Here is a 24602-nt window from a genome sequence, read left to right as displayed (position 1 = left end):
ACTAAATAAAAGGAGTATTGTGAGCACCACCGCCGCCAAGGCAAACCGTACCGACGCCGAGCGAATGGCCGACCCCAACTGGTGGCGTCAGGCTTCGGTTTACCAGATCTACCCGCGCAGCTTCGCCGATTCCAACGCCGACGGGATCGGCAACCTCAAGGGCGTCACCGCCAAGGTGCCGTACCTGAAGGCCCTGGGCATCGACGCCGTGTGGCTCAGCCCCTTCTACCCCTCGGCCCTGGCCGACGGCGGTTACGACGTTGATGATTACCGCAACGTCGACCCGAAGATCGGCTCCCTTGAGGACTTTGACGAAATGGCCGCGGCGCTGCACGAAGCCGGCATCAAGGTGATCGTGGACATCGTCCCCAACCACTCCTCGGACCGCCACGAATGGTTCAAGGAGGCCCTCGCCTCACCGAAGGGCTCTCCCGCCCGCGACCGCTATATCTTCCGCGACGGCCTCGGCGAAAACGGCGAGCTGCCGCCGTCGGACTGGGATTCCGTGTTCGGCGGACCGGCTTGGGAGCGCATCACCGAACCGGATGGCACCCCCGGCCAGTGGTACATGCACATCTTCGCCAAGGAGCAGCCGGACTTTAACTGGGACAACCCGGAGGTCCACGAGGACTTCCTGAAGACGCTGCGCTTCTGGTCCGACCGCGGCGTGGACGGCTTCCGCATCGACGTGGCCCACGCCCTGACCAAGAACCTTGAGGGAACCCTGCCCACCAAGGCCGACCTCAAAGCCAAAGCCCATGGCAGCGACGGTTTCGTCGACGGTTCCCACCCGTACTGGGACCGCGACGAGGTCCACGAGATCTACGCCGAGTGGCGCCGGGTCTTCAACGAGTACAACCCGCCGCGCACCGCCGTTGCCGAAGCCTGGGTGCACGCGGACCGCCGCGCCCGCTACGCCAGCCCGGAAGGGCTGGGCCAGGCCTTCAACTTCGACCTCCTGCAGGCCGATTTCGACGCCGCCCAGTTCCGGAAGATCGTCACCAAGAACCTTGCCGAGGCGGCCGCGTCCGGCGCGTCCTCCACCTGGGTCTTCTCCAACCACGACGTCGTCCGCCACGCTACCCGCTACGGCCTCCCCGCCACCGAGCCGGCTGACGAAGGCGAAATCATGGCTGGCCAGGCCGGCAAGAAATGGCTGCTCGAGGGCGGCAGGCAGGAAGACGTGGATGTGGAGCTCGGCCTGCGCCGTGCCCGCGCCGCTTCGCTGCTGATGTTCGCCCTGCCCGGTTCGGCCTACCTGTACCAGGGCGAGGAGCTCGGCCTGCAGGAAGTCGGCGGCGAAATCCCCGATTCCGAGCGCCAGGACCCTTCCTTCTTCCGTAACAAGGGCGTGGAGGTCGGCCGCGACGGCTGCCGTGTGCCGCTGCCCTGGACCGCGGAAGGTTCCTCCTTCGGCTTCGGCGCCAACGGATCCCACCTGCCCCAGCCGGAGTGGTTCGCCGCCTACGCCGCGGACGTCCAGGACGGCGTGGAGGGTTCCACCCTGGAGCTGTACCGCAAGGCCCTCGCCCTGCGCACCGAACTGCAGTCCGGCGAAAGCCTCGAATGGGTCCCGAACGACAACCCTGAGGTGCTGCACTTCCGCCGTCCCAACGGCTGGCAGTCGGTGACCAACTTCGGCACCGAAGCCGCGGAGCTCCCGGAAGGGACCGTCGTCGTCAGCAGCTCGGCGCTGGACGGCGGCAAGCTTCCGGGCGCCACCACCGCGTGGCTTTTCGGCTAGCCTCCCCGCTTTGATCACGACGGCGCCCCGCACCCTCCGCGTGCGGGGCGCCGTTGCCGCGTGCCGGGCCCTCCGCCGTCACGCGGCCGCCCGTCATACAACGCCGCCGCCCGCGGCCGATGGAAGAGTTGGAGCATGACTGCACAGAACGACAACGGCGGACGCCTCATCTACGGCTGCATGGGCCTGGGCGGCGACTGGGACCGCCCGGACTACGGCCCCGCGGACGTGGACAAGGCCGCCGCGGCGATCGAGGCCGCCCGCGGCATCGGCATCACCTTGTTCGACCATGCCGATATCTACACCCGCGGGAAGGCCGAAGCCGTCTTCGGCGAGGCGCTCGCGGCGAACCCCGGGCTGCGGGAACAGATCCAGCTGCAGGGCAAATGCGGCATCAGCCTGGCCGAGGGCGGGGTGCCCGGGCACTACGACCTCAGCCGCGAAGCCATCCTGGAACGGGTCAGCGCCAGCCTGCGGCGGCTTCGCACCGACTACCTGGACATCCTGCTCCTGCACCGCCCCGACCCGCTGCTGGAACCGTCCGAGGTGGCGGCCGCCGTCGGGCAGCTCATGGCGGAAGGCAAGGTACGGGCACTGGGCGTGTCCAACATGTCCGCGGCCCAGATCGACTATCTGCAGGACGCGCTGGAGACCCCGATTGTGGCCAACCAGCTGGAAATGAGCCTGCACAAGGCCGCCTGGGTGGAAAGCGCCGTGCTGGTCAACCGGCAGGAAGGCTTCGACGCCGGCTTCCCGCACGGCACCATCGAGTACTGCATCCGCAAGGGCATCGAGCTGCAAGCCTACGGTTCCCTCGCCCAGGGCCGGTACACGGGCGCGCCGTCCCCGGCAGCCGCCCCGGCGGAACGCGCGACGGCGGAGCTGCTCGCCAAGCTGGCGGAAGAGAAGAACACCACCCCGGAAGCCGTGCTCCTGGGCTGGCTCATGAAGCATCCGGCACGGATCTCGCCGGTAGTGGGCAGCTCCCGGCCGGAGCGCATCGCAGCCTGCGCCGGTGCCGCGGACGTGGCGGCCTCGATGACCCGGATCGAGTGGTACACGCTCTGGTCCACGGCGCGGGGTGCCGCGATGCCGTAAGCCCTGTTGCAAACCGCCCGGCTGTGCCACCCTCATTGCTGGAAGGCTTAAGCAGAGCGGCAATCCAGCAACGGGAGGCGCACGCCATGCGCAAGGTGATTGTTTCCGAATTCGTTTCGCTTGACGGCGTGGTCGAAGGGCCGGGTGGAGGGGAACCCGAATACAAGCACGAGGGCTGGACCTTCGACATTGACCCGGACCCCGCAATGTACGAATACAAGCTGGAGGAGCTCATGGAATCCGGCGCGCTGCTGCTCGGCCGGGTGACCTACGAGGGTTTCGCGGCGGCCTGGCCCGAACGGGACGACGAAGCCGGCTTCGCGAAGAAGTTCAACAGCATGCCCAAGTACGTCGCCTCCACCACTTTGAAAGATCCGCTCTGGAACAACAGCCACGTGCTCCAGGGCGAAGTGGCCGAAGCAGTGGCCGCGCTGAAGGAGCAAGACGGCGGGCCGTTGCTGGTCAACGGCAGTCCCACCCTGCTCAAGGCCTTGTACGACGCAGACCTCGTGGACGAATACAGGCTCATGGTGTTCCCGGTGATCCTCGGCTCCGGGAAACGGCTGTTCCCGGACGATGCCAGGGCCAAACGGAAGCTCATCCTGACCGACACCAGGGCTTACGCGAACGGCATCGTGCTGAATGTGCTGGAACCCGTCAGGGGCTGAGCACGCCCGTTAACCCAACTAGCTCGCAGTTGTTGTCGTTCTGAGCGCTCAAAACGACGTTAACTGCGAGCGAGTTGGCTTGCGGGGCCGGTACAGCTACAACAACACATGTGTGCTACTTAGAGCGGCGCCACGACGGAATACGTCGACGAGTCGCCCTGGATGGACTGGCTCGCCTTGCCGTCGACGCCCACGGGGATCTCACCGGCAATGGTCACGCGGTTGAGCTTGCGCTGCTGGCCGTCGTAGTTGTCCGGGGCGTAATGCTGGGTGATGCGGTTGTCGAAGAGCACCAGCTGGTTCGGCTCCCAGTTCACGCGCACAATGTTTTCCGGACGGGTCACGTAGGCCTGCAGCAGGCGCAGGATGTCCCGGGACTCGGTGTTGGACAGGCCCACGATCCGCAGCCGCTGGGCGAAGCCGCCGATGAACAGGCCGCGCTCGCCGGTGAGCGGGTGCACCCGCACCACCGGGTGTGCCGTCTCGAACTTGATCCGGGTGAACTCCTTGCGGCGTTCCTCGGCGTTTTCATGCTCCAGGTTCTTGGGCACCGAGTAGTCGTAGTCGTTGGTGTGGATGGCCCACAACGTGTCCGCGAAGTTCCGCAGCTCCTCCGGCAGGTCGGCATAGGCGCCGGCTGAGGACGCGATCAGCGTCTCGCCGCCGTAGGCGGGCAGGTCGATGCTGCGCAGGGTGGAGGCCTGCGGCGGGTTCACCACGAAGGTCACGTCGGTGTGCCAGTTGTTGGCCGAGCCGTTCTCGCTGTCAACGGGCAGCACGTTGGCTTCGCCTTCCACGGAGGCCACCGTGGGGTGGGCCGTGGTGAGCGGGCCGAAGTGGCTGGCGAACTTCACCTGGGCTTCGTCGTTGAGGATGTTGGCTTCGCGGAACACCAGTGCCTTGTGCTCGTTGAGGGCCGCGCGGATTTGTGCCACGGTGCCGTCGCTGAGGTCCCCGCTGATGTCCAGGCCCCGGATTTCGGCGCCGATGCGGGAGCCCAGCTTGGTGAACTCGAGCTTGGTTTCGGTAATGACGGTCATTTCTTCTTTCCTATCTGTTTTGTTTGCGGTGGAAGGGAAGCAATCAGGCCCCGACGGCGGTGCGCCAGCGGGAGAAGTGCCGCTCCAGGGCCACGAGCAGGAAGTTCACGCCCAGGCCCAGCAAGGAGACGGTGAGGATGCCGGCGTACATGTCCGGGATGAGGAAGCTGCTCTGGGCATTGACGATCAGGTAGCCCAGGCCGGCCTTGGCGCCCACCATTTCCGCGGCGATCAGCACCAGGATCGAGGCCGTGCCGGCCATCCGGATGCCGGTGAAGATCGTCGGTACTGCGGAAGGCAGGATCACCTTCTGGAAGAGCCGGAAGCTGTTCAGGCCCAGCGATTTCGCCGCCCGGATGAGCAGCGGGTCCACGGTCTTCACTCCGGCGATCGTGTTCAGCAGCACCGGGAAGAACGCCGCGTAGGCCACGATCGTCACCTTGGATTCTTCGCCGATGCCCAGCAGCAGCGTGAACACCGGAAGCAGCGCCAAGGCAGCCGTGTTGCGGAACAGCTCCAGCAGCGGGTTGAGCACCGAATTGAGCCGGCCGTACCAGGCAATCAGCAGCCCAAGGGACACGCCCGCCACCACGGCGATGCCGAAGCCGGCCACGGAGCGGCTCAGGCTCGCCGCCAGATGGCCCTGGATGGAGCCGCTTTCGAAGAGCTTCCCCCAAGCCAGCAGCACCTCGTGCAGGGGCGGCAGGAAGACGCGGGTGGACGGCGCCACGAGGTAGGCAGGAGCGAATTCCCACAGCGCCAGGAACGCCAGGATGCCCGTGGCTTTCCAGAGTCCGGATCCGGCGCGGGAGGCGGCATCCCTGGCGACGACGGCCGCCGCGGTGAAGGCCGCGGTCGCCGGCTTTTCCGGGGGAGCGGCCTGCCCGACGGCGGAACCCGGGGCAGCGTCCGGACCGCCTGCGGGGCGGGCCGTCTTGGTCAGTGTTGCGCTCATCAGGCGGCGCTCCTTTCGTGGGTGGCGGGCTCGTCGGGGGCAGTGCCGTCCGGCAGGATCTTGCGGTGGCCGGCGCCCTGGGCGAGGCGCACCTCGTCGTGGAGCAGGGTCCATACCTTGTGCCGCTGCTCCACGAAGGCGGGCGCGGAACGGATGTCTTCGTCGCCGTCGCGGTCCGGGATGTCCACGTCCACGATCGCCTTCAGCCGGCCCGGCCGGGCACTGAGCACGGCAACCCGCTGGCCCAGGTACACGGCCTCGTCGATGCCGTGGGTGATGAACACGATCGTCTTGCCGGTGGCCCGCCAGATCCGCAGGAGCTCTTCCTGCAGCTGTTCGCGGGTCTGGGCGTCCAGGGCGGCGAAGGGTTCGTCCATGAGCAGCACGTCCGGCTCGTAGGCCAGGCTCCGGGCAATCGCGACGCGCTGCTTCATGCCGCCGGACAGCTCATGCGGGAAACGGTCCTCGAAACCGGCCAGGCCCACCAGCTTGAGGTACTCGCTGGCCTTGGCGGCGCGTTCGCGGCGGCTGAGTTTACGGCCGTCCGGTCCCTTGCCTTCCAGTCCGATCGACACATTGGCCGAAGCGGTGCGCCAGGGGAAGAGTGCGTACTGCTGGAAGACCACGGCCCGGTCCTTGCCCGGGCCCGTCACCGGCTGGCCGTCCACCAATACCTCGCCGGAGGTGGGCGTGGACAGGCCAGCCAGGAGGTCCAGCAAGGTGGTCTTGCCGGAGCCGCTGGGCCCCACCAGGGTGAGGAACTCGCCGTCGCGCACGTCCAGGCTCAGGGAGTCGACGGCCGTCAGGGTGGTGGCTGTGCCGCCCGACTTCCTGCCGGGCCGCACCGTGAACTGCTTGGTGACATTTCTGAGGCTGATCTTGGCTGTCATCACTTCCCCTTTGCGAGTTCATTGAACTCGTTCGTGTAGTAGTTGGCGGGGCTGAGGTCCTTGGTGACGATGCCTGAGCTCTTCAGCCATTCGGCCCAGCGGGTGAAGTCCTCATCCTTGATCTTTCCGGCGTCCGGGACGCCGACACTCTTCCAGTACTGAAGGGCGTCGGTGCTTTCGTTGCGTCCGCGTTCCTTGATGATCTTGGTGAAGCGGGCAATGACGTCCTTGCGGGGAGTGGTGCGTTCCCACTCGATGGCCTTGGCAACGCCGGTGACGAAGGTCCTGGTGGTGTCCGGGTTCTTGGCGATGAAGTCGTTGCGCAGCACGTAGGGTCCGCCGGCGAAGCTGCCGAAGAACTGGACGTCGCTGAAGACCGAGCGGAGGCCGCCCGCCGCGATGGCCTTGCTCTGCAGGACCCCGCCCAGGGCGCCGGCATCGACCTGGCCCCGCCGGATCGCTTCTTCGGTGTCGTTCGGCGGCAGCGGGACCAGCTGGACCTGCTTGGCCTCCTCGGCGCTCAGGCCGCTCTTGCGCAGGTAGGTGTTGATCACGGCGTCGGCATGGGCGCCCAGGGTGTTCACGGCGATCTTCTTGCCGATGAAGTCCCTGGCGGAGCGAATGGGGCTGTCTTCCTTGACGTAGAAGCCGTTGAAGGTCTTCTCGTCTTCGCCGTAGTAGTTGACCACGGCCTTGACGGGCGCGCCCGCCTCGATGAGCTTCACCACGGCACCGGCGAAGGCGCCGCCGAAGTCGGTCTGTCCGGTGGCCGCGGACTGGATGTCCTGCGGGCCACTGGTGGTGTTGCCGACCCACTTGAGCTTCACGTCGCCCAGGTAGCCGAGGTCCTGTGCGAGTTCGGGCAGCGTGACCGAGTTGGCCGAGCCCTGGTAGCGCAGTTCCTTCACCTCGCCGCCGCCGGCCTGTGCCGATCCGCCGGGACCTGCCTCCGCGTTGCCGCCGCAGCCGCTCACCGTCAGCGCAAGTACGACGGCGGCCGCGACGCTCAACAGGGGCTGGTGCAGTTTCATGGGTGCTACTTTCCGGGTAGGGGGTTTTGGGGATCCGGCCCGTGTTCGAAGGACCGGTGGAAACGATGTAAGCGCATCCGCCACCGGGGTGGAAAGCCTGCGGGTAACGCTCGGAAACCCCGGGAAACCGGGGGAAATCCGGCGCAACGGCGGGAAATCACAGGCAACCCTGCGACGCATTTCCGCGTGCGTCGCAGGATTAAGTCCCGTGACGCCATGCGTCCGGACCGCCTGGCCTGGCGTGCGGGAAAAGCGGATTCGTACAGTCGATTGACATGGGACAGGGCCGGGCGCATTATTCAGTCACGCGCCCGCGGTCTCCCCTGGGGCGCCTGACGAGGCACCCGGCTGGGGGTTGTCATGGCAACGGCTCTACCCTTACCCCGGCGCTTGACGCGCTGGCTGACGGCAACGCTGACGGTCTGTGCGGTCACCCTGTGGATCGCGATGGCCGAGATCGACCGGCTCGTTGCAGGGATCGTCACCCCCGACGGCGGGAACAGCAGCGTAACCATCCTCAGCGGCTTCGGGGCGTTCGGCGTCCGGGAGACATGGTCTGTCTGGGCCCGGCTGGAGGACACGGCCCACGGGCAACTGGCGGCCCTGGTCACCCTGCACGTGTCCCTCGACTTTGGCTTCGCATTGCTCTACGGCACCCTGCTTTTCCGGCTGGCTAGGGGCAGGATCCTGCCAAAAACCATTGCGGTCACGGCGGCTGCCCTGGATGTTGCCGAAGGTGTCCTCCTGCTTTTCGCCATCCGGGAACCCGGCCCCACGCCTCCGGCCGCGGGCGTGCTGGGCTTCGCCTCCAATGTGAAGTGGTTGTTCCTGGCGCTGTTCATCATCAGCGTCCTGGCCACGCCGCTGCTGCGGAAGCGGATATGGGGCCGCCTGCTCCGCTTGGCCAGGACAATGCAGTTCCACCGGCTGACGGTCACCGCCGTCGCGCTGGTTGCCGTCCTGGCCCTACTGCCGGTCCCGGGCGTCAACGACCAGATGCCGGATTCCCAGCGGCTGTGGGCCGAAGGGAATCCCGGACCCTTCATCGCCAGCTCGCTGGTGGTGCCCCTCATTGCGGCGGGCCTGCAATACATCGGGCGCCTGCGTTCCGTCCTTGCCTGGAAGCTGTGGGCGGAGTCCTATACGCAGGAATTGCCGCCAAGCTGGCGCCTTTGGCTGACGGGACCCGCGATCCTGCTTGCCGCGCTCGCCGTCATGGCCTTGGCCGGGTTCCCGGTGGAGCGAAGCAACTGGCTCCAGTACGGCATCTTCCTCGGCGTTCCGCTGCTTCTGCTGCTCGTGTCCATCGTCTTGAAGTTCTTCTCGGTGTTGGGCTCGCCCTTCGGCTTCCGCGCCAAGTGGGACATGCGTGCGCACCCGCGGGACCGCCGCCGGGCCATCGACGCCTGGTGCGGCGGCGACAACCTGGCCGTCCTGCTGATAGCAGTGGCAGGCATGTCCCTGGTGCGCAGCTTCGTCGGGCCGGCCGCCATGATGCTCGTTGACCGGGTCTTGGCGGAGTCCATGCCTCCGGGTTGGCCGCTGTGGGTGGGCGGACTGCTGCTGTTCGGCGTGGTCCTGGCCGGGGGTGCCTTCTACCTCCGAAGCCTCCTGCTCCGCAGGATTCCGCGGCTGTTCGGGCCGGACCCCCGCCGGGGTTTTGACCAATGGCCGTACCTGAAGCATGTCGTGCTCGCCCTGGGATCCATGCCGCTGCTGCTGTTGCTGCTGTTGCCGTCCTTCTTCACCGCGTTCCTGGGGGTGTCGGCGACGGCAGTGCTTGGGATCGGCTGTTGGGCCCTGCTTTTCGGGGCGGTGGTCGTCTGGGCGCAGCAGCGCCAGCCCCTGGAGGTCTTCCACCGGATGGGTTTCCGGGCGAACCCGATCCTGTCCCTGATGGCCGCGGCCCTGGCCCTGGGACAGCTGAACGGCGGCGGCGACGCCATGCACCTGCCGCGGACAGGCGGGCAGCCGACCACCGCGGAGCGGAGGACTGCCGACGTCGAGTTCAAGGACTGGCTGGCGACATCCGCGGCCTGCAACACGACGGCAGGAAACGGAAAGACTGTCCGCCCAATGCTTCTGGTCGCCGCCGAAGGAGGTGGCATCCGCGCCGCAAGCTGGACCACCAGGGTCTTCGGCGCGCTTGCCGGAACGGCGTGTGGCAAGACCGCCACCCTGCTGTCCAGCGGCGTCAGCGGGGGTTCGCTCGGGCTCGCGTTGGTCACCAAGTATGCGCCCCGCGACGGCGGCGAAGGCACGGACCTGGCCGCCGCGGCGGACGCGGTTGCGGCTCCCGAGGCGCTCTCCGCCAGCGTCGGCGGGGCCCTTGTCTCCGACCTCGTTGCAGGAGGCACCGGCCTGCTGATCCCCAACCGGAGCCGTGGCGACTTCGGCTGGCACGATCGCGCGGCCTTGATGGAACGCGAATGGGAACGCCAGGCGCCGCTCCTGAACGCGGCCTTTGACCCTGCGGCCCGCGGTGCCGCCGGCGCCGTCATGCTCAACTCCACGGTCACCGGTTCGGGCTGCCGGCTGGTCCTCAGCCAGCTGAAGCTCAGTGCGGCAGGGGGAGCCCAAGCGACGCCGGCTCCGGCCCCGGAGTGCCTTTCCGAGGACGGGCCGCCGGTGTCCATTGACTTCTTCGACCCGGCGAACCGCTTCTGCGACACGGCGCTCCGCTGGTCCACTGCGGCGATGATCTCGGCCAGGTTCCCCATCATCTCCCCGGCAGGCAGGGTCCGATATGGCGCGGATGGGAAGGACGGCTGCACGCCTGCGGGTTCCTTCCAGGCCATCGACGGCGGTTATGCCGAAGGCTCCGGGCTCGGCACTGTCTCCGATGTCTGGGGCGCCCTGCGCGAGGTGGTCAAGGAACACAACAGCGGGCCCGAGGCCGGCACGGCAGGGCAGCCCTACGTGGTTCCGGTGTTCGTCTACATCCGCAATTCGCCGGGCGTGGACCTTGCGGCCAAGGTGCCGGCGCCCGTCGCGGAGCTTGCCGTTCCCCTGGCCGGGCTCAAGGCCAAGGCCAACCAGGTCGAAGCCGGGGCCTGGCTGCAGCGCCTCGGTCAGTCGGCCGACGTCTGCCTGGACCCAGAGTGCGATACGGCGAGCAAGGCAGTCCTGGATACCCTGGACAGCGGCCACACAGTGGTGGTTGCGCCGAGGAGCCGTCCGGCGGTCGATCCGCCGCTGGGCTGGACCCTTTCGATGCTTTCGCAAAACCTCCTGGATAAGGCCCTCGCAGATGACCTGGCCCGGACAGGGGGCACGTCCGGCAACGGACCCGGCCTCGGAAAGCTGCTCGCCGTACTGTCCCTGGCGCAAGGTGAGGCACCCAAGTGAGGCGCCCGCCGCCGTCGGGAGTCATATTCTTTTTGTTCATAGTGAAGATCACATAGAAGGCGCTTTCTTCGCCATTGCCCCCACCGGGCGGATACGGTAGATGCATGACGTCCAGCATCACCACCGAATCCGTGCGCCCCACCCGCAGCATCCCCGCCGACATTGCCCGCTCATGGCTTCTCGTAAACGCCATGAAGACGGAGCTTTTCGACCAGTCGGCCAGTTCACGCGCAGACGCCATCATCCTGGACATCGAAGACGCCGTTGACCCGTCCCAGAAGGACCACGCCCGCGAAAACGTGGTGAACTGGCTGTCCGGCGGCGGCCAGGCATGGGTCCGCATCAACGATGCCACCAGCCCCTTCTGGGCAGACGACCTCGCGGGCCTGCGTGGCACCCCGGGCCTGCTCGGCGTGATGCTCGCCAAGACCGAGTCTGCGGACCAGGTCACCGAGTCCTACCACCGCATGGACGGCAAGACCCCTGTGATCGCCCTGGTGGAGTCCGCCGTCGGCATCGAAGAAGCGAACCACATCGCCAAGGGCCAGGGCTGCTTCCGCCTCGCCTTCGGTTCCGGCGACTTCCGCCGCGACACCGGCATGGCCGCCACCCCCGAAGCCATGGCGTACCCGCGCGCCAAGCTCGTCGTCGCCAGCCGCGTCGGCAACCTGCCCGGCCCCATCGACGGCCCCACGGTCGGCACCAACCACCCCATCCTGCGCGAGCAGACGGGCATCACGGTGACCATGGGCATGACCGGCAAGCTCTGCCTCGCCATCGACCAGACCACCGTCATCAACGAAGTCATCAGCCCCACTCCCTCGGACGTCGCCTGGGCCACCGACTTCATGAGCGATTTCGAAGCCAACGGCCGCGTCATCCGTGACGGCTCAGACCTGCCGCGCCTCGGCCGGGCCGAAAAGATCATGAAGCTCGCCGTGGCTTTCGGGGTCCAGCCCTCCCTGTAGCCATGCTCGTTCACGGCGTCGCCTGGGATGGTCCTTGGACACAGGACGGTCCGCCGCCGTTGGGAGGAATGCCCGACGGCGGGTCCCCGGCCCTGCGCTTCCGGGCACCTTCCGGGGAACCCGGCCGTGTTTCGCTTGCCCCCGGTGCCAGCCTTGGTTTCCGCGTGCTCGAGGGGCTGTGGTGCCTCGGCCGCAGCAAGGTCCACGGACCACAGGAACGCCTTCACATGCCCTGCCCCGACGCCGCGCCGGCCGAACGGGGCAAGCAATGCGGGCCGTGCTTTGCCCGCGACGATTTCCGCTTGATGCATGATTTCCACCGGGGCGGCTCCGTTCCGGCAGGACTGCGCTCCTACCTGATGCAGCCGCACTGGCTCTACCTGGCCACTTTCGCCGGCGGCGCCACGAAGGTTGGCACGGCCTCTGCAGTGCGCAAGTGGCAGCGGCTCGCGGAACAGGGCGCCGTGCGGGCCAGCTACGTGGCACATGCCGAGGACGGCCGCGTTGTGCGCATCCTCGAAGACCTCGTCACCCAGGAACTCGGGACGGTCCAGCTAGTCAGGTCGGCCGCAAAGGCGGCCTCCCTGCTTGAGCCGCTGGCCGACGTCGAGCTTTCCGCGATCAACAAGCGGGCCGCCGCCCGCACGCGCGAGTTCCTGGACAGGCTTGCCTTGGGCGGCTTTTCCACCGTGGAGGAGGAATGGCAGCGGCCTGCCTTCGCGGAGGAAGCCTGCAGTCTTGTCGATGACCGGAGGCGGCACCCTTACCCGCGGGCGTTCGACGGCGGCGCCCACGGTTTCACGGTCCGTTCCCTGACCGGCGCTACTGCCCTGGTGTCCCTGCCGGGCGAGGAATCCGGTTTCATCGCGGGCCTTGGGGCGCTCAAAGGCCGCCGGATCGAGTTCGGGGACTACCACACGGACGTTCCCGCGCTCCAGGACTCCCTCTTCTAGCGTTGCTGGGCCAGCTTTACGTCCAATGGCTTCGCCAAAGCACGCAGAGCAGGCCCCGCAACGCATCGGTAGACTTGGCTGGTGCTGAACGAATTCTGGGCCACCGCCTCCACCGCCTACAAGACGCTGGTCTTCAGCGCGATGGGACTGATCGCCGTCGGGATCATCCTCACCATCGTCGGGAACTCCAGCCAGAACAAGGCCCTGGCCCTGGCCTCCCTGGGCGTGATCGGCCTCGGCCTGGTGCTGCACGTGGTGGGCCTGGTGGTGCGCGGGCAGCAGATCCGCAGGACGCTCAGGAAATAGTCACAACTGCTGCTAAGGTCCGCCCGCCCGATAGGGTTGGAGCCATGACAATCAATCCCGACCTGCAGGGCCGCAGTTACCCTGCCGCTGAGGTGTACGACGTCGGCCGCGAGAAGATCCGGGAGTTCGCCCGGGCGGTCAAGGCCACCCACCCCGCCCACTTCGACGTCGACGCCGCCAGGGCGCTCGGCCACAGCGACCTCGTGGCACCGCCCACCTTCGCAATCATCGTGGCGCAGCGTGCCGATGCCCAGCTGATCGAGGATCCGGAAGCCGGAATCGACTTCAGCCGCGTGGTCCACGCCGACCAGCGCTTTACCCACCACCGCGCCATCGTGGCCGGCGACCAGCTGCGCGCCGAACTGCACGTGGACGGCGTCCGCGCCATGGGCGGCGGTGCCATGATCACCACCCGCGCCGAAATCTTCACGCTCGGCGAGGACCTGCAGCGCGACCCCGTCGCCACCACCACCTCGTCCATCCTGGTCCGCGGAGAGGGACAGTAAGCATGAGCCTGAAAATCGAAGACCTCGCTGTCGGACAGGAAATCGGCAAGCGCAGCATCGACGTCACCCGCCAGGACCTGGTGAAGTACGCCGGCGCGTCCGGCGACTTCAACCCGATCCATTGGAACGAAGCCTTCGCTACGGGCGTGGACCTGCCTGGGGTGATCGCCCACGGCATGTTCACCATGGGGTCGGCCGTGCAGTTGGTGAGCGACTGGGCCGGCGACCCCGCCGCCGTCGTCGACTACCAGACGCGGTTCACCAAACCCGTCCTGGTCACCGACACCACGGGCACTGACGCGCCCGGCGCGGTGATCGAGGTGGCCGGCGTCGTGGGAGCCCTCGACGCCGACGCCGGAACCGCGCGCATCGACCTCACCGTTACGTTCGAAGGGCAGAAGGTCCTGATGAAGTCCCAAGCAGTTGTGAAGCTCGCTTGAACACCATCCTTGAACGGGGCGAAGGCGCCACCGCAGCAGATATTGCGCGGTGGCGCTTTGCTGTCATGGCCGCGTACGGGGCCAGCGGCATCGCCGCGGCGTCCTGGGTCTCCCGGCTCCCGGCGGTGCGGAACGGGCTGGAACTCACTCCGGCCGCCGTCGGGCTCATCCTGCTCTGCCTGACGGCGGCCTCCTTCACGTCGGTGTCCGTCTCCGGGCTGGTGGTGCTGCGGCTCGGTTCGGCCCGCGCGGCACGGATCGCCTGCGTGCTGAGCGGCAGCGGCCTGTTCCTGCTCGGCCTGGGCACCTCGGTCCTCTCCAGCCTGGTGGTGGCAGCGTGCGGCCTCGCGCTGCTGGGCCTTGCAAACGGCTGCTACAACACCGCCCTGAACGTCGAAGGCGCCGCCGTTGAGCGTGCACTCGGCAAGTACGTGATGCCCTGGCTGCATGGTTCCTTCAGCCTGGGCACGGTGGCCGGCGCCGCGGCGGGAGCCTGGGCCGCTGCCGCGAAGCTGTCCGTGGCGTGGCACCTGGGCCTGGTGGGCGCCGTCGCGATCGCCGCGGTGCTGATCGCCAGCCTGTCCTTCCGGGCGGACCGCGAAAGCGCCGGACGCACCGGCACCGCCCTGCAACGCAAACCCGTGCGCCCGCGGAAAACGGACACCTTCGAAGATCCCACCACGGGTCCGCTGCCGATCATCAACCCGGCCCTGGCCTCGGAAGCCGCTTCGCTGCACGGCAAGCGGCTGGTGGCCATGGCCTGGCGGGAACGGCGCACCGTGCTGCTCGGACTGATGGTACTCGGGCTGGCGCTGTCGGAGGGCGCGGCAGGTGACTGGGCGGCACTGGCGCTGGCGGACGGCCACGGCCAGAGCGAGGCGGCGGGCGCGGCGGGCTACGGCGTGTTCGTGACCTTCATGACCGTGGGCCGCTTCGCTGGGACCTTCCTGCTGGACCGTTTCGGCCGGGTCGCGGTCATGCGGGTCTGTGCGGCCACGGCCTTCCTCGGGGTGGCAACGTTCGTGTTCGCGCCCGTGCCGTGGATCGCCTTCGCGGGCCTTGGTCTTTGGGGCCTCGGCACCTCCCTGGGCTTCCCTGTCGGCATGTCCGCCGCAGCAGACGACCCCGTCCACGCAGCGGCCCGGGTCTCGGTGGCCTCGACCATCGCCTACGGCGCCTTCCTCTGCGGTCCGCCCGTGCTGGGCTTCCTCGCCGAGCACTTCGGCATCCTCCACGCCCTGCTGACCGTGCTGCTGTTCCAGGCCCTGAGCTTCTTCCTCGCCCCGGTCCTGCGCAAACGGCCGGCGCCGGCCGCAGGCTAGACTCGATTGGTGACCCAGACGCTGCTTTCCGAACTGACCACCGCCGCCGTGGGCGGACCCGCCGCCCGCTATCTCGAGGCGAGCAGCGAAGCGGAAATCATCGACGCCGTCCGTTCCACCGATGCCGCGGGGGAGAAGCTGCTCATTGTCGGCGGCGGTTCCAACCTGTTGGTCGCCGACGCCGGGTACCCGGGCACCGTCCTGAAGATCGCCTCCGAAGGCTTTACCGTCAGCTCCGAAGACACGTGCGGCGGGGTGTCGGTGGTGGTCCAGGCCGGGCACAACTGGGACGCGTTCGTCGAGCACGCCGTGCTGCACGCCTGGTCCGGCATTGAAGCACTCTCCGGCATCCCCGGGGCAACGGGTGCGACGCCGGTGCAGAACGTGGGTGCCTACGGCTCCGATGTCTCGCAGACCATCGCCTCGGTGCGCACCTGGGACCGTGAAAACAATGCGGTGAAGACCTTCAGCAACTCGGAGCTGAAGTTCGGCTACCGGGACTCGATCCTCAAGCAGACCACGGTCGAGGGCTCTCCGCGGTACGTCGTGCTCACTGTCGAATTCCAGCTGCCGCTGGGCCGGATGAGCGCCCCCATCCGTTACGCCGAGCTCGCCCGTTCCCTCGGCGTCGAACCCGGCAACCGTGCCTACGCCAACGATGTCCGGCGCGAGGTCCTGCGCCTGCGCGCCTCCAAGGGGATGGTCTTCGACCCCGCGGACCGCGACACCTACTCCACAGGCTCCTTCTTCACGAACCCCGTGGTGTCCGCTGCGGACGCCACGGTCCTTCCGGAAGGTGCTCCACAGTATCCGGCTGGTGCGGCCGGCCTGGTGAAGCTTTCCGCGGCCTGGCTCATCGAGCAGGCCGGCTTCGCCAAGGGCTACGGGCTCGACGCCGCCAGCGTCTCCGGCGGCCGGGCCTCGCTTTCAACCAAGCACACCCTCGCGATCACCAACCGGGGCAACGCCAGCGCCGAAGACATGGCAGCCGTCGCGCGCGAGGTGCGCCGCGGCGTCGTCGAACGCTTCGGGATCGAACTGCACCCCGAGCCGCTGCTGATCGGCCTGGAACTCTAGAAAACCTGAACTCTAGAAAACCTGAACTCTAGTCCCTTTCCTCCGGCACCCGGACCTTGTTCAACAGCAGGAAAGTCAGGCCGCAATCCACGGCTCCCAGCAGGAAGAGCTGGCTGAACGCGGTGCTCTGCGGTGACGGGCCTGTGGGGGAGACCCAGCCGGCGGCCGCGAAGCCTGCCACTGCCACCAGCATGACGACGGCGGCCAGCAGGAAGCTGCGCGCCTGCTCGTCTGTTCCCCTTCGCCCCGGCCCCGTCTGCTGTCCGTTCCCGGGCTGGGTGAAGATGGCCAGGACCAGAAATACTGCGGACGCCACGGTGCCGGCAAGCCCCGTGGCCTGCACGGCCTGCATGGCAGGGCTGAGCCGCACGCCCGAGCCGACCGCGACGGCCAGCCCGCAGACAAGCCCGACGCCGGCTAGGCCCCAGGCAAGGGCTGCCAGGCGCCGGCTCAGGGGCCGCAGGAGCGTGCCGCTCTCACCGAAAAGCATGCCTCCAGCCTAGGAAATGCTGCTGTGCGGAGGCTGGAAGCCCGGTGGGTAACAGCCCCTAGGATGAGGTCATGGTCTCCGTGAAAAGCCGTCTCAACGCCAAAACGATGGGCCGCCTCAGGCTCGCTGCCCAGGGCCTCCAGGGCAGCGCTCCCGGGGAGCCTGCAGGCTTCGCCTCGGCGGAGGAATGCGTCCGCCACATGACGGCCATGCAGGCGCAGGACCTGGCCTCGGCCCTGTGGGCGGTGGGGCAGCGGGTTCCGGGCAGCACGGCGTCGGATGTACGGGGCGCCCTCGACTCCGGCACAGTGGTCCGTTCGTGGCCTTTCCGCGGCACCCTGCACCTGGTCCCGGCACAGGACTTGCGCTGGATGCTGGAGATCACGCGGGGGCGCATGGTCCGGGCCGTGGCGGGCCGGCACCGCGAACTCGGAATCACAGCCGACGACGTTGCGCACTGCCGGGACATCGCCGGGGAACTGCTGGCCGCAGGGAAGGGGGTCACCCGCGAGCAGCTCTTCGAAGCCTTTGAGGAAAGCGGCCAGATCACCAAGGCCCAGCGCGGGGTCCACCTGCTGGGGACCCTGTGCCTGCACGCCTGGCTGGTGCAGGGCCCATTAGCGGGCAGCAACGGCAAAGCAGCAAGCCAACAGCTCTTGATGCCGTTCGAGGAATGGATTCCGGAATCGCGAAAGCTGGGCCGCGATGAAGGCATCAGCGAACTCCTGCACCGGTATTTCCGCAGCCACGGCCCGGCCACGCTGGACGACTTCTGCTGGTGGACGCAGATCCCCAAGACGGATGCGAAGGCCGCTCTCGGCCGGATCAAGGACCAGCTGGTGGAACTGGAGTTCGAGGGCGCGAGCTACTGGATTCCGCCGGAAACGGCTTCCCTGCTCGACGACGGCGTACCCGGCGCCCGCACGCTCCTCGCCTTGCCCGGCTTCGACGAATTCCTGCTCGGCTACAAGGACCGCAGCCTTGTCCTCGCGCTGGAACACGCCCAGAAAGTTGTGCCAGGCGGCAACGGGGTCTTCAAACGGGTGATCGTCTCCGGCGGTACGGTGGTAGGCACTTGGGCGCGGAGCGGCACCGGCCGAAATGCCGGCGTCGTGCCTGAACCCTTCGACCCGGAGGGCTTGCCGCCGGCGGCGGCGCGCTCCTTCGAGGTGCAGGCAGCGAAGTACCTGAAATTCATGGCCGGCTGAGGCGCTATTCCGCGAAAAGCAAGGTCCCCGACGGATAAATCCGCCGGGGACCTTGCTTGAAAGGTGTTGCTTAGAGCGTGCCGGTAGCGATGTTCAGCATGCGGCGCAGCGGTTCGGCAGCGCCCCAGAGGAGCTGATCGCCGACGGTGAAGGCGCTGATGTATTCCGGGCCCATTTCGAGCTTGCGGATACGGCCCACCGGAATGTCCAAGGTCCCGGAGGCTGCCACGGGCGTGAGGTCGGCCATGGAGGCTTCCTTGGAGTTCGGAACCACCTTGGCCCACTCGTTGTCCTCCGCCAGGAGCTTCTCGATCTCCGCGACGGACAGGTCCTCGCGCAGCTTGAGGGTCAGCGCCTGGGAGTGCGAGCGCATGGCACCGATGCGGACGCACAGGCCGTCCATGATGATGTGGTTCTCGTCCGAGGTGCCCAGGATCTTGTTGGTCTCAACCCCGGCCTTCCACTCTTCCTTGGACTGGCCGTTGCCGAGGTCCGCATCGATCCAGGGGATCAGGGACCCGGCCAGCGGGACGCCGAACTGGGTGGCGTCGATGTCGGTGCGCTGGTGGGCCAGGACCTTGCGGTCGATGTCCAGGATGGCCGACGCCGGGTCGTCCAGTTCGGTGCTCACTTCGGCGTTGAGCGTGCCGAACTGGCTCAGGAGCTCGCGCATGTGGCGGGCGCCGCCACCGGAAGCCGCCTGGTAGGTCATGGAGGTGCCCCACTCGACGAGGCCGTTCTTGAAAAGCCCGCCCAGGCCCATCAGCATGCAGGACACGGTGCAGTTGCCGCCGATGAAGTCCTTGGTGCCGTTGGCAAGGCCCTTGTCGATGACGTCGCGGTTGATGGGGTCGAGCACGATGATCGAGTCGTCGTTCATGCGCAGGGTGGAGGCGGCGTCGATCCAGAGGCCGTCCCAGCCGCGGCTGCGCAGTTCGCCGTGGACCTGCTTTGTGTAGTCCCCGCCCTGGGCGGTGACGATAATGGGCAGCTTCGCCAGCGTGTCGACGTCGAACGCGTTCTCGAGCTTGCCGGCGCCTTCAGCGAAGGAAGGCGCGGCACCTCCCGCGTTCGAGGTGGAGAAGAACACCGGGTTGATGTTGGCGAAGTCGTTCTCTTCCTGCATGCGCTGCATCAGGACGGAACCGACCATGCCACGCCAACCGACCAGTCCAACGGACGGATTAGCTGCTGTAGTCATTGGACCAGTCTAGACTTTCGCGCCCATGCGGTGCTGTCGGTTACGTCACGGGTATGTAAGCCCGACGGCGGCATGATGCGTCCTGCGGTCAGGTCCCGTCGCTGGGGTTCGCGTTGTGGCTGGGCGCGTTGCTGTGCACGCGGCCCTTTTGGGATTGAAGCTTGCCGCGGTGCCGGGGCGGGCGCAGCTTGGCCCGCTTGGCAGCCCGGCGGCTGCTGACGATGACCGCGAGAACCAACACGGCTATGAAAAGCCCGACGATGAGCGGGGACCATGAAGGATCCATTTGGTCATTCCACGGGGAGGGGGTCACGTGCGGCTTGCTGGCTCCGGGACGCCGCGTTCGCGGCGGCGCTGCCGCGCCCGGTAGTCGGCGGCCGCATAGTGGAAGCACAACCAGGAGAGGCCGAAGAAAAGTACTGACAGTGCCGCCGCAACCCAACTCCCCGCTTCGGGAGCCGATCCGCTGAGCCCCAAGTAAGCAAGCACTCCGGCAAACGACGCACTGAAGGTGCCCAGAATCGCCATGCCCCACCACGATGTCAGCTGGTTGCCGGTGGTAGCGGGTTTCAGGCCCAGCTCATCCAGTGCATAACTGTGGAGCTGGCCTGTCTCAGTCCGGACGAGCCGCCGCTCGCGGCCGGCCGCAACTGCCGCATCGTGCCAGGCCTTCATGGCCATGTTGCGCTTCTGCCGCAGTTGCTGCCCGCCGGATCCGCCATCGGCAGGGAAGAGCGCATCAACGTCGGGTGGCCTTTCGATGTCGAACGGGGGCATATCGGCAGCTGACTCGCCAGGAAAGGGAGCGTTGCTTCCGGGAAAGTTGGCGCGTGTGAGTGGAACGCGGCCCGGGTAGTACTGGAACCACTGTCGGGCGTCGGCGTCACTCACCAGGAATTTCGGCGTGGGCAGTCCTTTGCGTCGCCGCAACGCTGCAGCTCCATGGGCCCGGACCGCTGCGTTGTAAACTCCCGCCAGCGCCGGGCTGAACACGGCTGTGAGCACGGCGCCAAACACGATCACGGATGTGTTCAGCATGCCGATGCCTATGGCAATGAGTGCCGGTGACAGGAGGCCTGGTGCCAGCAAAAGGATCGCCGCCGCCGTCGTGGCCGCTCGCCAGTCCCTGGGCATTCCTCCGACGGCTCCCCATTCGCCGGGAGTGTAGGCATGGATAACCGAACGGTCGCGTCCGGTGGCGAAGAAGAGGCTGCGTTCCGCCCTGTGAGAGAGCCCCGCCGGGAGATCGACAGTCTCGCCCGGGTACGAATCGGCACTCCCCGGGAAATTCGAGCGCGAATCCGCAATGATCCCGGGCCATCTCAGGAACCACCGGCGTGCCACGGTGTCCGGCAGTTCCAGGCCGGGTTCCGGCAGCCCACGGTCCCGGCGGAGTTTCCGGGCTTCTCTGATCTGGGCGATATGGAAGACGCTGATCGCGATGGTGGTGCCGTAGATGCACAAGCCCGCAATTCCGGCGTTGAATTGGTGCGGCTTCAGGGCGGACCAGACGCCCTGAAGCACCAAAATGGCGGAGAACAACAAGGGCACTGCGAGAAACGATATCTGGATCGCCAGGCCGGAAATCGTTCCGGGCCACAGGCCCTGCAGAAACCCGCGGCGGACACCCCATTCGGCGGGAGAGTATGCGTAGACGTTGTAGTCCGGACCCATGCTGTAGTAGTACGGTCGCTGACGCTTTTTCATCGGCATCGATGGATTACCGTTCGGCGTCGTGCTCCTGCAGCAATGACGCCTTGCGTGCCCTCAGCGCAAAGAAGGCACCGAAGGTGAACACCTGGGTGACCACCACCAGCACGATGATGCCTACGATCTTGTTGCCGCCCAGGATCATGGTGAGTCCGACGATCGCGGACACGAGCGCGAGCAACGGCAGCAGCATGTAGCCGAGCACGAACAGGGTTTCAGGTTTCTTCAGCATTCCTCAGTCTTCCGTCCGGCGCCACGTGGTGATCCGGTATTTGGTGCCGTTCTTCGACTCCAGCCAGCCCTCTGCGGGATCCGTGGATTCAACTGCCCAGTGCTCGCCGAGATCGGGTGCATAGGTGTCGCCGCCGGTTTCGGAGTCGATGATGGTGATCACGGCGTGGTCGGCCAGGGCCATGGACTGCCGGTAGATTTCGCCGCCGCCCACGATCCAGACCTGTGCGTTGCCGGGCGCGAACTGCGACTCAAGCAGCGCCTCATCGAGCGAGGACACGACGACGGCGCCCGCCGCCTCGGGCGTGCCGGCCCAGCCTTCCTGCCGGGTCACCACGATGTTCGTCCGGCCGGGCAGCGGCCGGTACTTTTCGGGGAACGACTCCCAGGTCTTGCGGCCCATGATGACGGGATGCCCCGTGGTCAGCGCGCTGAAATGCTTCAGGTCCTCCGGGATGTGCCAGGGCATGGTGCCGTCCCGGCCGATGACGCCCTTGGTGGTCTGCGCCCAAATCAGGCCGATCTGCGATGCCAGCTCCCGGCTGTCCTGGGATCCTGCGCTGCTCATACTGCCACCGGTGCCTTGATGGTGGGGTGGTGCTGGTAGCCGACCACCTCGAAGTCCTCGAAGCTGTAGTCGAAGATGGTGTCCGGTTTGTGGGTGAAGCGCAGCTGCGGGTACTCGTAGGGTTCGCGGCTTAGCTGCTCCGTGACCTGCGCCAGGTGGTTGTCGTAGATGTGCACGTCGCCGCCGGTCCAGACGAAGTCGCCGGGTTCCAGGCCGAGCTGCTGCGCCACCATCATCGTGAGCAGGGCGTAGGAAGCGATGTTGAACGGCACGCCCAGGAACATGTCGGCCGATCGCTGGTAGAGCTGGCAGGACAGCTTCCCGTCCGCCACGTAGAACTGGAAGAAGGCGTGGCACGGCGGCAGGGCCATGTGCTTGATTTCGGCGACGTTCCAAGCCGAGACGAGGTGCCGGCGGGAATCCGGGTTCTCCGCCAGGCCCTTCATGAGTTCGGCGATCTGGTCCACGTGCCCGCCGTCGGGAGTGGGCCAGCTGCGCCACTGCACACCATAGACAGGTCCGAGCTCGCCCTCGGCGTCCGCCCATTCATCCCAGATGCTGACGCCCTGTTCCTGGAGCCATTTCACGTTTGAATCCCCACGGAGGAACCACAGCAGCTCGAGGGCAAGGGACTTGAAGTGCACCCGCTTGGTGGTGATCAGCGGGAAACCCTGGCTCAGGTCGAAGCGGAGCTGGCGTCCGAAAACACTCCGCGTGCCGGTTCCCGTGCGGTCCGACTTGTGGGTTCCGTTGGCCAGGACATCGCGAAGAAGGTCTTCATAAGGGGTGGGGATGCTCACGGATCCAGCTTACTTTAGCCGCCCGCGCAGGAGCCCGATCACGGCCTCTGCGTCCAGTCCTGCCTTGCGTGTCGCTGCGGCCAGGCGGTCGACGGCGGCCAGCACCTCCGCCGTCGGCGTGTCGCCCGGACCGCGGGAACCGAAGCCTCCCGCCGCAGGGGCTGGGCCGAGCACGACGGTGCCGTTCCGCCGTCTGGACTCAATCAGTCCGGCAGCCTCGAGTTCCTTGTAGGCGCGCGCCACGGTGCCGGCAGCGATGCCGAGATCAGCGGCGAGGCTGCGGACGGTAGGCAGCTTGCTGCCCGGGGCCAGGGAGCCGACGGCGATCAGTGAGCTGATCTGCGAGCGGATCTGTTCGTAGGGCGGCACCGCCGAACGAAGTTCAAGCGAGATTCCGGTCACGGCGCAGCACCTTCAAGGTGCTGGCCCGCCGCCCGGGGCAGTGCGCGCAACAGGGACCGGACCGGGGTCACGGCGATGGCGAGTCCCAGGGTGGCGACGACGGCTCCCGCCGCAATGGAGAACGGCGAGTCCTGGGGCACGAAACTCCTGGGTTCCTCGAACAGCGGCAGCAGTGCGTGGCTCAAGGTCATCAGCAGCAGCCCCGTCTGCACGAAGCAGTAGGCGGCCAGCGTGCGCACGATCCGGTAGGCGGTGATGGCCCGCAATGCACCATCCAAGCCGGCGGTCTTCCCGGGCGCCGGGATGGCCGGCCGGCGGCGGACCGCCCACCACGCGAGGGCCCCGGCCGAAAAGACTCCAGCGGTGAGCCCGACGACGGCTGGCCAGGCGGGAACCTCGTACAGCATGCCCTGGCCCACGGCTGTGAGGAGCAGGACCGCGCAGAGCAGCAAGGCCCCGATGATGGCCGTGCCCAGCAGGCCGCGGGAGACCGGCTGTTGGGGCCAGTCGACGGAGGCGTCGCGGCTGCCGTAGTTCGCGCCGGTGAGCAGTTCCCCGGCCGCGATGGCAAGCAGCAGCAAGGCGGCGATCACGGCCAACCATGCCGGCAGACCCCAGCTGCCCGCTGCCGCCATGGCCGGGATGAGGAACAGGCCGCCGAACAGGGGGAGCGCCGCTACAACGCCGAGCCATGCACCGATCGATGCCGACAACCTCGCCGAGGGATGTGCGTGGGTATCCCGGCTGAGCGGGGCTTCACCCTGTTTATCGATTGCGGCGACGGACGGCAGCTCCCCGGGACGCCACCACCACATCGCGAGCAGAACGATGAGGTTGAACAGTCCCAAGGCGTTGAACCAGGAATTGTATTGTTCGCCGGGAGCAGGACGCGCGGCAAAGTTCCCCGCGATGGCCGCCAGTCCGGAGGCGATGGTTGCCACCGTCCGGAGCAGCCGGTTCATGGCGAGCGTGCGCAGCGCCCGGTTGTCTCCGGCGTCGAGCGTTTCAAGCCGGCGCCGCCGGGCGATCAGCCACAGGACCAGCAACGTGCCGGCCGCCAGCAGGATCAGCCCGCCGCCGAGCCAGGCTGCCAGTTCCGCCCCCGGAATCCTGCCGTCCTGGCCCGAGCGGCTGTAGCTTCCGTCCGACGCGGTGACCGGCTGCACCGGGTCGAAGCCCGGGAGTGCGGAGATCCAGATGATCGCCGCGGCGGCACCGGCGAAGATGGCGGCCGTTGTCCATGCCAATCCGCGGGGCAGGAAGTCGCGGATCCTCCGGATCGACAGCTCCGCATGCCTGCGTGACTGCTTCGGTGCAGGGTAGCTCAACTGGCCGATGGCATGTACGGCGAGGGTGGCAGCCACCGGCCAGCCCAACGCCGTCACAAGATCCTCGGGACGGGACGGATAGTTGCCCGGGGCGCTGTTGGCCTTGATGATCCCGGCATTCATGGCGCCCTGGAGGGAACTTGCCATCCAGCCGATGATCCCCACCCAGAATGCGTGCTTGGACACCGTGGCCGCGCTGCTGCCCGTCTGTGGCGCCCACACCACGAAGCGCAGGAACAGGTAGACGACGGCCGCTCCGGCGGCAGGACCCAAGAACACCGCCGACGGCAGATAGAACTCCATGATGACAACCCCCAA

The 24602-nt window shown here is 67.3% G+C and carries 25 protein-coding genes; 12 read left to right on the top strand and 13 right to left on the bottom strand.

The features are described 5' to 3' along the window. Positions 1 to 19 precede the first annotated feature (19 nt). From ACN9M4_RS15055 to ACN9M4_RS15045, 3 genes are all read left to right on the top strand, one after another. On the top strand, positions 20 to 1744 hold the full coding sequence (locus ACN9M4_RS15055) for a glycoside hydrolase family 13 protein (RefSeq protein WP_426299218.1): 1725 nt from the start codon (positions 20 to 22) through the stop codon (positions 1742 to 1744). A gap of 135 nt (positions 1745 to 1879) precedes the next feature. Continuing rightward, positions 1880 to 2842, top strand: a complete 963-nt coding sequence (locus ACN9M4_RS15050) for an aldo/keto reductase (RefSeq protein ID WP_426299216.1) — start codon at positions 1880 to 1882, stop codon at positions 2840 to 2842. An 86-nt stretch (positions 2843 to 2928) separates the two neighbouring features. Next, positions 2929 to 3510 (top strand): dihydrofolate reductase family protein, encoded by a 582-nt coding sequence (locus ACN9M4_RS15045; RefSeq protein WP_426299214.1) that lies wholly within the window; start codon positions 2929 to 2931, stop codon positions 3508 to 3510. 119 nt (positions 3511 to 3629) lie between these two features. Here the strand turns inward: ACN9M4_RS15045 and ACN9M4_RS15040 are convergent, their stop codons facing one another. From ACN9M4_RS15040 to ACN9M4_RS15025, 4 genes are read right to left on the bottom strand one after another with little or no spacing between them, the layout of a single operon-like run. Further along, positions 3630 to 4550 (bottom strand): TauD/TfdA dioxygenase family protein, encoded by a 921-nt coding sequence (locus ACN9M4_RS15040; protein ID WP_426299212.1) that lies wholly within the window; start codon positions 4548 to 4550, stop codon positions 3630 to 3632. A gap of 43 nt (positions 4551 to 4593) precedes the next feature. Next, the gene (locus tag ACN9M4_RS15035; RefSeq protein ID WP_426299210.1) at positions 4594 to 5505 is read right to left on the bottom strand and encodes an ABC transporter permease; all 912 of its coding nucleotides are present in this window, start codon (positions 5503 to 5505) and stop codon (positions 4594 to 4596) included. After that, the gene (locus ACN9M4_RS15030; RefSeq protein WP_426299208.1) at positions 5505 to 6395 is read right to left on the bottom strand and encodes an ABC transporter ATP-binding protein; all 891 of its coding nucleotides are present in this window, start codon (positions 6393 to 6395) and stop codon (positions 5505 to 5507) included. The genes ACN9M4_RS15035 and ACN9M4_RS15030 overlap by 1 nt, the downstream gene beginning before the upstream one ends. Then, positions 6395 to 7426: an ABC transporter substrate-binding protein gene (locus tag ACN9M4_RS15025; protein ID WP_426299206.1), complete on the bottom strand. Its 1032-nt coding sequence runs from the start codon at positions 7424 to 7426 to the stop codon at positions 6395 to 6397. The genes ACN9M4_RS15030 and ACN9M4_RS15025 overlap by 1 nt, the downstream gene beginning before the upstream one ends. 390 nt (positions 7427 to 7816) lie before the next feature. On the opposite strand from ACN9M4_RS15025, the gene ACN9M4_RS15020 reads away from it, so the two are divergent. The 8 genes from ACN9M4_RS15020 to ACN9M4_RS14985 all read left to right on the top strand — a co-directional run bounded on the left by ACN9M4_RS15020 (position 7817) and on the right by ACN9M4_RS14985 (position 16346). After that, positions 7817 to 10774, top strand: coding sequence for a hypothetical protein (locus ACN9M4_RS15020; RefSeq protein ID WP_426299204.1), 2958 nt, complete (start codon positions 7817 to 7819; stop codon positions 10772 to 10774). A gap of 104 nt (positions 10775 to 10878) precedes the next feature. Continuing rightward, the gene (locus tag ACN9M4_RS15015; RefSeq protein WP_426299202.1) at positions 10879 to 11742 is read left to right on the top strand and encodes an HpcH/HpaI aldolase/citrate lyase family protein; all 864 of its coding nucleotides are present in this window, start codon (positions 10879 to 10881) and stop codon (positions 11740 to 11742) included. A gap of 2 nt (positions 11743 to 11744) precedes the next feature. Next, positions 11745 to 12695, top strand: a complete 951-nt coding sequence (locus tag ACN9M4_RS15010) for a DUF2797 domain-containing protein (protein WP_426299200.1) — start codon at positions 11745 to 11747, stop codon at positions 12693 to 12695. Between the two features lie 81 nt (positions 12696 to 12776). After that, on the top strand, positions 12777 to 13001 hold the full coding sequence (locus tag ACN9M4_RS15005; protein ID WP_426299198.1) for a DUF3188 domain-containing protein: 225 nt from the start codon (positions 12777 to 12779) through the stop codon (positions 12999 to 13001). A gap of 44 nt (positions 13002 to 13045) precedes the next feature. Beyond that, positions 13046 to 13507, top strand: a complete 462-nt coding sequence (locus ACN9M4_RS15000; protein WP_426299196.1) for an FAS1-like dehydratase domain-containing protein — start codon at positions 13046 to 13048, stop codon at positions 13505 to 13507. 2 nt (positions 13508 to 13509) lie between these two features. Then, complete coding sequence (locus tag ACN9M4_RS14995) at positions 13510 to 13947, top strand: MaoC family dehydratase (protein ID WP_426299194.1); 438 nt, start codon at positions 13510 to 13512, stop codon at positions 13945 to 13947. Positions 13948 to 14012: 65 nt separating this feature from the next. Continuing rightward, on the top strand, positions 14013 to 15269 hold the full coding sequence (locus ACN9M4_RS14990) for an MFS transporter (RefSeq protein WP_426303491.1): 1257 nt from the start codon (positions 14013 to 14015) through the stop codon (positions 15267 to 15269). Between the two features lie 9 nt (positions 15270 to 15278). Further along, positions 15279 to 16346 carry a UDP-N-acetylmuramate dehydrogenase gene (locus ACN9M4_RS14985; protein WP_426299192.1) on the top strand — a complete coding sequence of 356 codons (1068 nt, stop codon included), beginning with the start codon at positions 15279 to 15281 and terminating at the stop codon, positions 16344 to 16346. Positions 16347 to 16374: 28 nt separating this feature from the next. Here ACN9M4_RS14985 and ACN9M4_RS14980 read toward each other — a convergent pair whose 3' ends face one another. After that, a complete protein-coding gene (locus ACN9M4_RS14980) occupies positions 16375 to 16836 on the bottom strand; it encodes a hypothetical protein (protein WP_426299190.1) in 462 nt (153 codons plus the stop codon). Between the two features lie 71 nt (positions 16837 to 16907). Between ACN9M4_RS14980 and ACN9M4_RS14975 the strand changes: the two genes are divergently transcribed. After that, entirely contained in the window at positions 16908 to 18044 is a 1137-nt protein-coding gene (locus ACN9M4_RS14975; RefSeq protein ID WP_426299188.1) for a winged helix DNA-binding domain-containing protein, read from the top strand. A gap of 70 nt (positions 18045 to 18114) precedes the next feature. Here ACN9M4_RS14975 and asd read toward each other — a convergent pair whose 3' ends face one another. From asd to ACN9M4_RS14935, 8 genes are all read right to left on the bottom strand, one after another. Next, a complete protein-coding gene (asd, locus tag ACN9M4_RS14970; protein ID WP_426299186.1) occupies positions 18115 to 19245 on the bottom strand; it encodes an aspartate-semialdehyde dehydrogenase in 1131 nt (376 codons plus the stop codon). Between the two features lie 88 nt (positions 19246 to 19333). Then, the gene (locus tag ACN9M4_RS14965) at positions 19334 to 19531 is read right to left on the bottom strand and encodes a hypothetical protein (protein WP_426299184.1); all 198 of its coding nucleotides are present in this window, start codon (positions 19529 to 19531) and stop codon (positions 19334 to 19336) included. A gap of 23 nt (positions 19532 to 19554) precedes the next feature. After that, complete coding sequence (locus ACN9M4_RS14960) at positions 19555 to 20952, bottom strand: hypothetical protein (protein ID WP_426299182.1); 1398 nt, start codon at positions 20950 to 20952, stop codon at positions 19555 to 19557. Positions 20953 to 20965: 13 nt separating this feature from the next. Continuing rightward, positions 20966 to 21187: an NF038396 family protein gene (locus ACN9M4_RS14955; RefSeq protein WP_426299180.1), complete on the bottom strand. Its 222-nt coding sequence runs from the start codon at positions 21185 to 21187 to the stop codon at positions 20966 to 20968. Between the two features lie 3 nt (positions 21188 to 21190). After that, a complete protein-coding gene (locus tag ACN9M4_RS14950) occupies positions 21191 to 21754 on the bottom strand; it encodes a dihydrofolate reductase (RefSeq protein ID WP_426299178.1) in 564 nt (187 codons plus the stop codon). Continuing rightward, positions 21751 to 22554 carry a thymidylate synthase gene (locus tag ACN9M4_RS14945; RefSeq protein WP_426299176.1) on the bottom strand — a complete coding sequence of 268 codons (804 nt, stop codon included), beginning with the start codon at positions 22552 to 22554 and terminating at the stop codon, positions 21751 to 21753. The genes ACN9M4_RS14950 and ACN9M4_RS14945 overlap by 4 nt, the downstream gene beginning before the upstream one ends. Positions 22555 to 22563: 9 nt before the next feature. Continuing rightward, positions 22564 to 22956, bottom strand: coding sequence for a GntR family transcriptional regulator (locus tag ACN9M4_RS14940; protein ID WP_426299174.1), 393 nt, complete (start codon positions 22954 to 22956; stop codon positions 22564 to 22566). Continuing rightward, positions 22953 to 24587: a hypothetical protein gene (locus ACN9M4_RS14935; protein ID WP_426299172.1), complete on the bottom strand. Its 1635-nt coding sequence runs from the start codon at positions 24585 to 24587 to the stop codon at positions 22953 to 22955. The genes ACN9M4_RS14940 and ACN9M4_RS14935 overlap by 4 nt, the downstream gene beginning before the upstream one ends. Positions 24588 to 24602 lie beyond the last annotated feature (15 nt).

Origin of the sequence: Arthrobacter sp. R-11, from assembly GCF_049913155.1 — a bacterium.
Lineage (GTDB): Bacteria > Actinomycetota > Actinomycetes > Actinomycetales > Micrococcaceae > Arthrobacter.
The sequence above is the reverse complement of the archived record's forward strand: the minus strand, read 5'-3'. Positions and strand labels throughout refer to the sequence as shown.